1 protein-coding gene, 15 tRNA genes, 3 rRNA genes and 1 riboswitch are annotated in these 12,616 nt (G+C 50.3%); all 19 genes read right to left on the bottom strand.

The genetic code is table 11. The annotated features are described in order from the left end of the window. Window positions 1–148: 148 nt before the first annotated feature. The 19 genes from lysA to ACZ481_RS17770 all read right to left on the bottom strand — a co-directional run bounded on the left by lysA (window position 149) and on the right by ACZ481_RS17770 (window position 12,598). Window positions 149–1,405: a diaminopimelate decarboxylase gene (lysA, locus tag ACZ481_RS17680; protein WP_464766667.1), complete on the bottom strand. Its 1,257-nt coding sequence runs from the start codon at window positions 1,403–1,405 to the stop codon at window positions 149–151. A 103-nt stretch (window positions 1,406–1,508) separates the two neighbouring features. After that, a riboswitch (Lysine riboswitch) is annotated at window positions 1,509–1,684 on the bottom strand. 205 nt (window positions 1,685–1,889) lie between these two features. Further along, window positions 1,890–1,965, bottom strand: a tRNA-His gene (locus ACZ481_RS17685). Window positions 1,966–1,972: 7 nt separating this feature from the next. Further along, window positions 1,973–2,048 (bottom strand) — tRNA-Met (locus ACZ481_RS17690). Window positions 2,049–2,173: 125 nt separating this feature from the next. After that, window positions 2,174–2,249: transfer RNA gene (locus tag ACZ481_RS17695), tRNA-Asn, on the bottom strand. 179 nt (window positions 2,250–2,428) lie between these two features. After that, window positions 2,429–5,345, bottom strand: a 23S ribosomal RNA gene (locus ACZ481_RS17700). A gap of 352 nt (window positions 5,346–5,697) precedes the next feature. Then, window positions 5,698–5,773 (bottom strand) — tRNA-Ala (locus tag ACZ481_RS17705). Window positions 5,774–5,798: 25 nt separating this feature from the next. Next, a tRNA-Ile gene (locus ACZ481_RS17710) sits at window positions 5,799–5,875 on the bottom strand. A 300-nt stretch (window positions 5,876–6,175) separates the two neighbouring features. Continuing rightward, a 16S ribosomal RNA gene (locus ACZ481_RS17715) occupies window positions 6,176–7,734 on the bottom strand. 313 nt (window positions 7,735–8,047) lie between these two features. Further along, a tRNA-Leu gene (locus tag ACZ481_RS17720) sits at window positions 8,048–8,133 on the bottom strand. Window positions 8,134–8,151: 18 nt separating this feature from the next. Further along, a tRNA-Leu gene (locus ACZ481_RS17725) sits at window positions 8,152–8,237 on the bottom strand. A gap of 7 nt (window positions 8,238–8,244) precedes the next feature. Further along, window positions 8,245–8,321 (bottom strand) — tRNA-Ile (locus ACZ481_RS17730). A gap of 5 nt (window positions 8,322–8,326) precedes the next feature. Then, window positions 8,327–8,411: transfer RNA gene (locus tag ACZ481_RS17735), tRNA-Tyr, on the bottom strand. Window positions 8,412–8,419: 8 nt separating this feature from the next. Then, window positions 8,420–8,495: transfer RNA gene (locus tag ACZ481_RS17740), tRNA-Thr, on the bottom strand. 100 nt (window positions 8,496–8,595) lie between these two features. Next, a tRNA-Arg gene (locus ACZ481_RS17745) sits at window positions 8,596–8,672 on the bottom strand. Between the two features lie 98 nt (window positions 8,673–8,770). After that, window positions 8,771–8,847 (bottom strand) — tRNA-Asp (locus tag ACZ481_RS17750). Window positions 8,848–8,853: 6 nt separating this feature from the next. Then, window positions 8,854–8,929, bottom strand: a tRNA-Val gene (locus ACZ481_RS17755). A 76-nt stretch (window positions 8,930–9,005) separates the two neighbouring features. Then, window positions 9,006–9,080, bottom strand: a tRNA-Glu gene (locus tag ACZ481_RS17760). 62 nt (window positions 9,081–9,142) lie between these two features. Beyond that, window positions 9,143–9,233 (bottom strand) — tRNA-Ser (locus ACZ481_RS17765). A gap of 364 nt (window positions 9,234–9,597) precedes the next feature. Beyond that, window positions 9,598–12,598 (bottom strand): 23S ribosomal RNA (locus tag ACZ481_RS17770). Together the 16S and 23S rRNA genes with 15 tRNA genes alongside form the textbook arrangement of a ribosomal RNA operon. Window positions 12,599–12,616 lie beyond the last annotated feature (18 nt).

Below are 12,616 nucleotides of genomic sequence, written 5' to 3' on the forward strand. Positions count from 1 at the left end.
GTTGTTTTTTTGAAATTTTTTATACACTAAATAAAATCTATGTTTATTATTTCCCAAAACATCAGCTAGAAAAAGGACATGGCCTCCTATATATTTATATTAGAAAAAATCACCTGGCAATAACCAGATGATTTCTTATACAACCTATTTATTCCAGTCCCGTAAAATCTAAAGTAGAAAAATAATCTTCAATAGTTTCTGCCCGCCGGATCAGCTGAACACTGCCGTCACTCTTCAGCATTAATTCGGCTGAACGCAATTTACCATTATAATTAAAGCCCATTGCGTGACCATGTGCCCCAGCATCATGAATGACCAATACGTCACCAATATCGATCATAGGCAGCTTGCGATTAACGGCAAATTTATCATTGTTTTCACACAGCGATCCGGTAACATCATAGATATAGCCAAGCGGCCAGTCTTCTTTCCCGAGGACTGTAATGTGATGATAAGCACCATATAGGGCCGGTCGCATCAAGTTAGCCATACAGGCGTCAAGGCCAACATAATTTTTATAAATTTCTTTCTTGTGTAACACGGTTGATACCAGATAACCATAAGGGCCGGTAATCATCCGTCCGCACTCCATGGCAATTTTGAGCGGCGCAAGCCCATTAGCGGCAATCTTAGTCTCATACGCCTTTTTGATTCCCTGGCTGATTGTGTTAATATTAACCGGTTCTTGTTCAGGGCGATAAGGAATGCCAATCCCTCCACCAAAATTAACAAATTCAACCTTAATATCAAGAGTACGATAAATTTCATTAATAAGGTCAAACATCATATTGGCGGTTTCCACAAAGTAGTTGGGATCAAGCTCATTAGAAATAACCATTGTATGAAGGCCAAATCGTTTTACGCCTCTACTCTTCATAATCCGGTATGCATCCAGAAGCTGCTTCCTCGTTAATCCGTATTTAGACTCTTCCGGATTGCCAATAATCGAGTTGCCGCCTTCACGCAACGGTCCCGGATTATAGCGGAACGAAATCATATCCGGGATGCCTGCATGCTTATCCAAATAATCAATGTGGCTAATATCATCCAGATTAATAATAGCCCCTAACTCACGCGCTTTCTTAAACTCAACAGCCGGAGTATCATTGGAAGTGAGAATAATCTCTTCCCCGCTCATACCGGCTTTCTCAGCCAAAATAAGCTCAGCCAGCGAACTGCAGTCCGCTCCCAGTCCTTCTTCCCTCAGCACTTGTAAAATATAAGGATTAGGAGTGGCTTTAACAGCAAAATACTCCTTAAACTCCGGCGCCCAAGCAAAGGCTTTAATTAAATTGCGGACATTGCGACGGATAGCCTGCTCATCATAAATATGAAACGGTGTTGGGTATTCTTTAATAATTTCTGTTAATTGTTCTTTTGTAAACGGTATCACTTTCTCAGCCAAATGTTTCGCCTACCCTTCCAAAAATCAGTACCAGTAATACAAAAAGCAGTCTGCGCTAAATCTCGCAAACTGCCTGGCAACAAAAGAATGCTCTTAACGGCTGGTGCAAGATAGCGCTCCACCTGTACTATCAGCAGGTGACAGTCTTACATTTCTTAAACGTAAAACCAGCAAAAGTTTCTGGCAAAACCTTCACTTCGGCGGTTTGCCCCTTTCAGTACCATCATCGCTGCCAGCTCTGTATACTTACTGTTGGTCCCCGCAACCTCTATCGGAAAACGGTTATTTAATTATGTCTATAATACCAGTACACCCCAACCAATGTCAATATGCCGGGGGAAATCTTATATAATCCCTTCTATCGACGCCCTGACTTAGGTAGTATAGTATATCCCTATGCAATTATATGCAGTGAACGGCATCACTAGAGATAAATTAAAAGACGGAAATCTATCTCAGAAAAATAGAATCCCGTCTTAATTTCTGGGGTGACTAGAGGGTCTCGAACCCTCGAATACCGGAGCCACAATCCGGCGTGTTAACCGCTTCACCATAGCCACCATAAATTGGTTGCGGGAGTAGGACTTGAACCTACGACCTTCGGGTTATGAGCCCGACGAGCTACCAACTGCTCCATCCCGCGATATAAGCAGAGAACCAGGTTTTTAGGAGCGACAGCGACGCAGAAACCTGCGTGAATCGCTTAGTTACGAGCGTTAGCGAGTAACCTCCTTATTCCCCTTCTCTAAATCTCCAAAGACTAAAATGTGGCTCCTCGAGTAGGACTCGAACCTACGACCGATCGGTTAACAGCCGATTGCTCTACCAACTGAGCTATCGAGGAATATAAGCAGAGAACCAGGTTTTTAGGAGCGATAGCGACGCAGAAATCTGCGTGAATCGCTTAGTTACGAGCGTTAGCGAGTAACTTCCTAAATTTCATCATTCCCTGAAAACTTCACAGAAGATAAGCATTGCGCAATAGGTATCAATCAATGTTTGCACTTGTGCAAACGAGGGTTTAAAGTCAAGTCCTCGGCCTATTAGTACCAGTCCGCTCCATGGATCACTCCACTTCCACTCCTGGCCTATCAACCTTGTCTTCTTCAAGGGGCCTTACTTCTTGCGAATGACAGACCTCATCTTAAGGCTGGTTTCACGCTTAGATGCTTTCAGCGTTTATCCTTTCCGGACGTAGCTACCCAGCTCTACCCCTGGCGGGATAACTGGTACACCATGGGTCCGTCCACTCCGGTCCTCTCGTACTAGGAGCAGTTCCCTTCAAGTCTCTTACGCCCGCGATGGATAGGGACCGAACTGTCTCACGACGTTCTGAACCCAGCTCACGTACCACTTTAATGGGCGAACAGCCCAACCCTTGGGACCTACTTCAGCCCCAGGATGTGATGAGCCGACATCGAGGTGCCAAACCTCCCCGTCGATATGGACTCTTGGGAGAGATTAGCCTGTTATCCCCAGGGTAGCTTTTATCCGTTGAGCGATGGCCCTTCCACTCGGTACCACCGGATCACTAAGCCCGACTTTCGTCCCTGCTTGACTTGTCTGTCTTGCAGTCAAGCTCCCTTCTGCCTTTACACTCTTCGCGCGATTTCCATCCGCGCTGAGGGAACCTTTGGGCGCCTCCGTTACTCTTTCGGAGGCGACCGCCCCAGTCAAACTGCCCGCCTGACACTGTCCTCAGTTTCGTTACTCCTTGAGTTAGAACTCCAGTAAATAAAGGGTGGTATCCCAACATTGACTCCAATGAGACTTGCGTCCCATCTTCCTAGTCTCCCACCTATCCTGTACATCATTTACCAAAACTCAATGTCAGGTTGCAGTAAAGCTCCATGGGGTCTTTCTGTCCAGTCGCGGGTAACCTGCATCTTCACAGGTATTTCAATTTCACCGGGTCCCTCGTTGAGACAGTGCCCAAGTCGTTACACCTTTCGTGCGGGTCGGAACTTACCCGACAAGGAATTTCGCTACCTTAGGACCGTTATAGTTACGGCCGCCGTTTACCGGGGCTTCAATTCAAACCTTCGCGTTTCCGCTAAGCTCTCCTCTTAACCTTCCGGCACCGGGCAGGTGTCAGCACCTATACGTCAGCTTTCGCTTTAGCAGGCACCTGTGTTTGTGGTAAACAGTCGCTTGGGCCTCTTTTTTGCAACTCATTCCCGCTTCGACCGCTTCTGGTCTACACGGTTTACAAGCTCCCCTTTTCCCGAAGTTACGGGGACATTTTGCCGAGTTCCTTAACGAGGGTTCTCCCGCGCACCTTAGGATTCTCTCCCCGCCTACCTGTGTCGGTTTACGGTACGGGCACCTAGTCTCTCACTAGAAGCTTTTCTTGACAGTCTGGGATCAGCAATTTCGCCATTATCTCTAACAGCTACCCATCACTCCTCAGGTTCCAGCATCACGGATTTGCCTGTGATGCACCCTACAAGCTTAGACGCGATTTTCCATCCTCGCGCTTGCCTGCCCTCCTGTGTCACTCCCTCGCTCAAACGATCCTAGGTGGTACTGGAATATTTACCAGTTGTCCATCGCCTACGCTTTTTGCCTCGGCTTAGGGCCCGACTGACTCTGAGCGGACGATCCTTCCTCAGAAATCCTTAGGCTTTCGGTGGACAAGATTCTCACTTGTCTTTTCGCTACTCATACCGGCATTCTCACTTCTATACTCTCCAGCACTCCTTACGGTATACCTTCTCTGGGTATAGAACGCTCCCCTACCCAAGTCCGTAGACTTGCCATAGCTTCGGTTCCGTACTTTAGCCCCGGACATCTTCGGCGCAGCGACACTCGACCAGTGAGCTATTACGCACTCTTTTAATGGTGGCTGCTTCTAAGCCAACATCCTGGTTGTTTTTGTATCTCCACATCCTTTGCCACTTAGTACGGCATTGGGGACCTTAGCTGATGGTCTGGGCTGTTTCCCTCTTGACCACGGGTCTTATCACTCGTAGTCTGACTCCCAGGATTCCACTACAGGCATTCGTAGTTTGACAAGGTTCAGTAACCCATTAGGCCCCTAGCCCTATCAGTGCTCTACCGCCTGTACTTACTTCCTGAGGCTAGCCCTAAAGCTATTTCGGGGAGAACCAGCTATCTCCGCGTTCGATTGGCATTTCACCCCTATCCACAACTCATCCCAAAGCTTTTCAACGCTCACGGGTTCGGTCCTCCACGCATTTTTACCTGCGCTTCAACCTGGCCATGGATAGATCACTGCGGTTTCGGGTCTACACTATCCAACTTTCGCCCTTTTTAGACTCGCTTTCGCTTCGGCTCCGTGTCTTCCACTTAACCTTGCTGGATATTGTAACTCGCCGGTTCATTCTTCAATAGGCACGCCGTCAGCCTCCTACGGGCCTTCGACTGCTTGTAGGCATACGGTTTCAGGTTCTTTTTCACTCCCCTCCCGGGGTGCTTTTCACCTTTCCCTCACGGTACTATGCGCTATCGGTCGCCTCGAGTATTTTGCCTTGGAGGGTGGTCCCCCCTGCTTCCCACAGGGTTCCTCGTGTCCCGTGGTACTCTGGATTCCGGCCATTTCGCTCTGCCTTTCGCTTACAGGGCTGTTACCTTCTGCGGCCTACCTTTCCAGGTAGTTCGGCTAGGCCTGACGAAACTTCCGCCGGTCCTCAACCCCAGTCGACCGAAGTCCACTGGTTTGGGCTCTTCCCCGTTCGCTCGCCGCTACTTGGGGAATCTCGTTTGATTACTTTTCCTCCGGGTACTTAGATGTTTCAGTTCCCCGGCTTACCTCCCGACCTGAGTCGGGTAATGGTGCATGACCACCACTGGGTTCCCCCATTCGGATATTCATGGATCAGGGCCTGCTTGCGGCTCCCCATGACTTTTCGCAGCTTACCGCGTCCTTCTTCGGCTCTTGGCGCCTAGGCATCCACCGTATGCCCTTACTAACTTGACTTCTAGCTCCGACTGTCTATAAGCCGCCATCTGCGTTGTTGCTCCTCAACCCGATTGTTTGCGTACGCGAGTACGCGGCACGGCTCGGGTTTCCGGGGCGCCTAGCATATGGCACCTTCTAGCCAGTCTCCGCCTCAACTTAAACTTTGCTTGTGACTAAGGTTAAGTCATTTTTTAAAAATCCTAATTGCGCTTCGTTAAGCTACTTCACATATTTGCATATGAGAGGTACTTTTACTTTGCTTTCTTCTGTGCAGTTTTCAAGGAACATGGTGTTTCAGGAATCTCTATGTTATCATAATTACTTGTGTATTGCAACAAGTAATTATTGGTAATATAGGTTCTGAAACTTATGGTGGAGACGAGCGGGATCGAACCGCTGACCCCCTGCTTGCAAGGCAGGTGCTCTCCCAGCTGAGCTACGCCCCCATAATGTGAACTATATAAATAAAACTGGTGGGCCTAAGTGGACTTGAACCACTGACCTCACGCTTATCAGGCGTGCGCTCTAACCAGCTGAGCTATAGGCCCATTGAGGATATTGCATTCCCTCAAAACCAAACAATGTAAATGAATTTACTACAGCCACCGCATATGGTGCGTCTAGTATCTCCTGCATCTGCCAAATGTACCGACCTGGAATAGAGCTCGCTTAGTTATATGATGTTCTTCGCTTGCGCTCAGAACTAAGCGATTCACACCAATCAGACTTCGCCTCGCGGCTCGCCTTCTTGGGTTCTCTGCTTATCGCTTGCGCTCAGAACTAAGCGATTCACTCAGGTTTCCGCGTCGCTTTCGCTCCTAAAAACCTGGTTCTCTGCTTATCCCTAGAAAGGAGGTGATCCAGCCGCACCTTCCGATACGGCTACCTTGTTACGACTTCACCCCAATCATCGGCCCCACCTTCGACGGCTAGTTCCATTTCTGGTTACCCCACCGGCTTCGGGTGTGACTGACTTTCGTGGTGTGACGGGCGGTGTGTACAAGGCCCGGGAACGTATTCACCGCAGTATGCTGACCTGCGATTACTAGCGATTCCGACTTCACGGAGGCGAGTTGCAGCCTCCGATCCGAACTGAGAGCTTGTTTCTGCGTTTCGCTTGCCTTCGCAGGTTTGCTTCGCTTTGTTTAAGCCCATTGTAGTACGTGTGTAGCCCAGGACATTAGGGGCATGATGACTTGACGTCATCCCCGCCTTCCTCCGCATTCTCTGCGGCAGTCTCCCTTGAGTTCCCGCCTTTACGCGCTGGCAACAAAGGATAAGGGTTGCGCTCGTTGCGGGACTTAACCCAACATCTCACGACACGAGCTGACGACAGCCATGCACCACCTGTTTTCGCGTTACCCGAAGGTAAGGGATCTATCTCTAGACCTTTCGCTCAATGTCAAGCCCTGGTAAGGTTCTTCGCGTTGCGTCGAATTAAACCACATACTCCACCGCTTGTGCGGGCCCCCGTCAATTCCTTTGAGTTTCAACCTTGCGGCCGTACTCCCCAGGCGGGGTACTTATTGCGTTAACTCCGGCACAGAAGGGGTCGATACCCTCTACACCTAGTACCCATCGTTTACGGCCAGGACTACCGGGGTATCTAATCCCGTTCGCTCCCCTGGCTTTCGCGCCTCAGTGTCAGACACAGTCCAGAAAGTCGCCTTCGCCACTGGTGTTCCTCCCAATCTCTACGCATTTCACCGCTACACTGGGAATTCCACTTTCCTCTCCTGCACTCAAGCCTGGCAGTTTCCTGCGCCCATACGAAGTTGAGCTTCGCACTTAGACACACGACTTACCAGGCCACCTACACGCCCTTTACGCCCAATAATTCCGGACAACGCTTGCCACCTACGTATTACCGCGGCTGCTGGCACGTAGTTAGCCGTGGCTTCCTCCTTTGGTACCGTCATTACCCTATATTGTTCACATAGGATACGTTCGTCCCAAACGACAGAGCTTTACGACCCGAAGGCCTTCTTCACTCACGCGGCGTTGCTCCGTCAGACTTTCGTCCATTGCGGAAGATTCCCCACTGCTGCCTCCCGTAGGAGTCTGGGCCGTGTCTCAGTCCCAGTGTGGCCGTTCATCCTCTCAGACCGGCTACTGATCGTCGCCTTGGTGAGCCGTTACCTCACCAACCAGCTAATCAGACGCAGACCCATCTCTGAACGGTAGCTTATATATAGAGGCCACCTTTCTTATCTCAGTTATGCAACTAAGATACCACATTCGGTATTAGCACCACTTTCGCGGTGTTGTCCCCAATTCAGAGGCAGGTTGTCTACGCGTTACTCACCCGTTCGCCACTAAGTAGCTATTGCTAACTACTCCGTTCGACTTGCATGTGTTAGGCACGCCGCCAGCGTTCGTCCTGAGCCAGGATCAAACTCTCCAATAAAGTTCATAGCCTTGCGACTATATATATTGAAGCCGTTTTATCGGCTCAATTCAATCAAAATTGTTGTTGGTTGTGCTGCATGGCAGCACACCGCACATCTGGCTTTTATGATGCATTTCTTTACATTGTTCAGTTTTCAGGGAACGACGCGCATGGATGCGCTAGGATCACAGGCGTATCATGGACGATACGCTCTGCCCGGGACCGACGCGCATGGATGCGCTAGGATTCGCTTGAATAGCGACTAAAAAGTATATTAGCATTTTTATTTGTTTATGTCAATAGTATTGTTCATCATACTATTGACATTTACTGGTGCGGTTGGTGAGACTTGAACTCACACGCCTTGTGAGCGCCACCCCCTCAAGATGGTGCGTCTGCCGATTCCGCCACAACCGCATGTAATTAGGTAGATAATGGTGCGGTCGAGTGGATTTGAACCACCACGAGGTTGCCCCCACTAGCTCCTGAGGCTAGCGCGTCTGCCGTTCCGCCACGACCGCATGTAATTGGTGGATCTACTAGGATTTGAACCTAGGACCCGCCGGTTATGAGCCGGATGCTCTACCAAACTGAGCTATAGATCCTTAAATGGTGGAGGGAGGTGGATTCGAACCACCGAAGTCAAAGACGGCAGATTTACAGTCTGCTCCCTTTAGCCACTCGGGAATCCCTCCAGATTAGCTGGAGCTGGCGAGAGGAATTGAACCCCCAACCTGCTGATTACAAGTCAGCTGCTCTACCAATTGAGCTACGCCAGCATATAACAACCATGTTGTCGCGAGCCACAAGGCGACACGAGAACATACGTGAGTCGCTTAGTTCTGAGCGTAGTAAAGAACTTCCACTCAAAAAGTAAGATGGCGACCCCGGCAGGATTCGAACCTGCGACCTTTTGATTCGTAGTCAAACGCTCTATCCAGCTGAGCTACGGAGTCATAAGCAGCGAACCAGGTTATCGAACCGCGAGGCGACACGATAACCGTGAATCGCTTAGTTCTGAGCGTAGTAAAAAACTTCCACTCAGAGAGTAAGATGGCGACCCTGAACGGATTTGAACCGTCGATCTCCGCCGTGACAGGGCGGCATGTTAGACCGCTACACCACAGGGCCGTTAAATGGTGGGCGATGACGGGATCGAACCGCCGACATCCTGCTTGTAAGGCAGGCGCTCTCCCAGCTGAGCTAATCGCCCGTTATTTGTGGGTTCGCTTCGTTCGCGAGTTCGTTCCTTCGAACGCGCGACCTATTGAACCTCGAATCAACGAAGATGGTGACCCGTAAGGGAATCGAACCCTTGATACCGCCGTGAAAGGGCGGTGTCTTAACCGCTTGACCAACGGGCCGGAAACAAAACTTATTCAGGTTCTCATCTTGCCTAACGGCTCGTAAGAACCCAGGGTGCTTATGGCGGAGTGGGTGGGATTTGAACCCACGCAGGCCTCACGACCTCTAACGATTTAGCAAACCGTCCTCTTCAGCCACTTGAGTACCACTCCATATAATATAATTATTCAAACAAGTATTTGGAATAATCTGAATCATAAGCAGAGAACCATAAGCAGAGAACCATAAGCAGAGAACCATAAGCAGAGAACCAGGTTATTAGGAGCATCGCGACGCTAGAACCTGCGTGAATCGCTTAGTTACGAGCGTTAGCGAGTAACCTCCTAATTCTCTCTTTATTCCCTGAAAACTTCACAGAAGAAAGATTTGCGCATTAGTCATCCAATTAATGTTTGCGAACCGGTCGCCAGTTCAGAGCTAAAGGATACATTATGGATGTTATCGCTCCGCTCTAACTAAGCGACTCACACAACTTCCCGTTTCGCTCTCGCTCGCGGCAAGCTGGTTCGCTGCTTAAAAGTCAAGTCCTCGGCCTATTAGTACCAGTCCGCTCCATGGATCACTCCACTTCCACTCCTGGCCTATCAACCTTGTCTTCTTCAAGGGGCCTTACTTCTTGCGAATGACAGACCTCATCTTAAGGCTGGTTTCACGCTTAGATGCTTTCAGCGTTTATCCTTTCCGGACGTAGCTACCCAGCTCTACCCCTGGCGGGATAACTGGTACACCATGGGTCCGTCCACTCCGGTCCTCTCGTACTAGGAGCAGTTCCCTTCAAGTCTCTTACGCCCGCGATGGATAGGGACCGAACTGTCTCACGACGTTCTGAACCCAGCTCACGTACCACTTTAATGGGCGAACAGCCCAACCCTTGGGACCTACTTCAGCCCCAGGATGTGATGAGCCGACATCGAGGTGCCAAACCTCCCCGTCGATATGGACTCTTGGGAGAGATTAGCCTGTTATCCCCAGGGTAGCTTTTATCCGTTGAGCGATGGCCCTTCCACTCGGTACCACCGGATCACTAAGCCCGACTTTCGTCCCTGCTCGACTTGTCTGTCTCGCAGTCAAGCTCCCTTCTGCCTTTACACTCTTCGCGCGATTTCCATCCGCGCTGAGGGAACCTTTGGGCGCCTCCGTTACTCTTTCGGAGGCGACCGCCCCAGTCAAACTGCCCGCCTGACACTGTCCTCAGTTTCGTTACTCCTTGAGTTAGAACTCCAGTAAATAAAGGGTGGTATCCCAACATTGACTCCAATGAGACTTGCGTCCCATCTTCCTAGTCTCCCACCTATCCTGTACATCATTTACCAAAACTCAATGTCAGGTTGCAGTAAAGCTCCATGGGGTCTTTCTGTCCAGTCGCGGGTAACCTGCATCTTCACAGGTATTTCAATTTCACCGGGTCCCTCGTTGAGACAGTGCCCAAGTCGTTACACCTTTCGTGCGGGTCGGAACTTACCCGACAAGGAATTTCGCTACCTTAGGACCGTTATAGTTACGGCCGCCGTTTACCGGGGCTTCAATTCAAACCTTCGCGTTTCCGCTAAGCTCTCCTCTTAACCTTCCGGCACCGGGCAGGTGTCAGCACCTATACGTCAGCTTTCGCTTTAGCAGGCACCTGTGTTTGTGGTAAACAGTCGCTTGGGCCTCTTTTTTGCAACTCATTCCCGCTTCGACCGCTTCTGGTCTACACGGTTTACAAGCTCCCCTTTTCCCGAAGTTACGGGGACATTTTGCCGAGTTCCTTAACGAGGGTTCTCCCGCGCACCTTAGGATTCTCTCCCCGCCTACCTGTGTCGGTTTACGGTACGGGCACCTAGTCTCTCACTAGAAGCTTTTCTTGACAGTCTGGGATCAGCAATTTCGCCATTATCTCTAACAGCTACCCATCACTCCTCAGGTTCCAGCATCACGGATTTGCCTGTGATGCACCCTACAAGCTTAGACGCGATTTTCCATCCTCGCGCTTGCCTGCCCTCCTGTGTCACTCCTTCGCTCAAACGATCCTAGGTGGTACTGGAATATTTACCAGTTGTCCATCGCCTACGCTTTTTGCCTCGGCTTAGGGCCCGACTGACTCTGAGCGGACGATCCTTCCTCAGAAATCCTTAGGCTTTCGGTGGACAAGATTCTCACTTGTCTTTTCGCTACTCATACCGGCATTCTCACTTCTATACTCTCCAGCACTCCTTACGGTATACCTTCTCTGGGTATAGAACGCTCCCCTACCCAAGTCCGTAGACTTGCCATAGCTTCGGTTCCGTACTTTAGCCCCGGACATCTTCGGCGCAGCGACACTCGACCAGTGAGCTATTACGCACTCTTTTAATGGTGGCTGCTTCTAAGCCAACATCCTGGTTGTTTTTGTATCTCCACATCCTTTGCCACTTAGTACGGCATTGGGGACCTTAGCTGATGGTCTGGGCTGTTTCCCTCTTGACCACGGGTCTTATCACTCGTAGTCTGACTCCCAGGATTCCACTACAGGCATTCGTAGTTTGACAAGGTTCAGTAACCCATTAGGCCCCTAGCCCTATCAGTGCTCTACCGCCTGTACTTACTTCCTGAGGCTAGCCCTAAAGCTATTTCGGGGAGAACCAGCTATCTCCGCGTTCGATTGGCATTTCACCCCTATCCACAACTCATCCCAAAGCTTTTCAACGCTCACGGGTTCGGTCCTCCACGCATTTTTACCTGCGCTTCAACCTGGCCATGGATAGATCACTGCGGTTTCGGGTCTACACTATCCAACTTTCGCCCTTTTTAGACTCGCTTTCGCTTCGGCTCCGTGTCTTCCACTTAACCTTGCTGGATATTGTAACTCGCCGGTTCATTCTTCAATAGGCACGCCGTCAGCCTCCTACGGGCCTTCGACTGCTTGTAGGCATACGGTTTCAGGTTCTTTTTCACTCCCCTCCCGGGGTGCTTTTCACCTTTCCCTCACGGTACTATGCGCTATCGGTCGCCTCGAGTATTTTGCCTTGGAGGGTGGTCCCCCCTGCTTCCCACAGGGTTCCTCGTGTCCCGTGGTACTCTGGATTCCGGCCATTTCGCTCTGCCTTTCGCTTACAGGGCTGTTACCTTCTGCGGCCTACCTTTCCAGGTAGTTCGGCTAGGCCTGACGAAACTTCCGCCGGTCCTCAACCCCCGGGTCGACATTCGACGTACGACTTTAGACTTTCGTAAGGGATTCGTAAAACTATCGTTTTACTCTTCCAAAATCCAGTGTCGAAAGTCGAATGTCGATCCGGGTTTGGGCTCTTCCCCGTTCGCTCGCCGCTACTTGGGGAATCTCGTTTGATTACTTTTCCTCCGGGTACTTAGATGTTTCAGTTCCCCGGCTTACCTCCCAACCTAAGTCGGGTAATGGTGCATGACCACCACTGGGTTCCCCCATTCGGACATTCATGGATCAGGGCCTGCTTGCGGCTCCCCATGACTTTTCGCAGCTTACCGCGTCCTTCTTCGGCTCTTGGCGCCTAGGCATCCACCGTATGCCCTATATAACTTGACTTTTGCTGCAAAGCTGCAA

The sequence above is a fragment of the Sporomusa intestinalis genome, assembly GCF_055383785.1.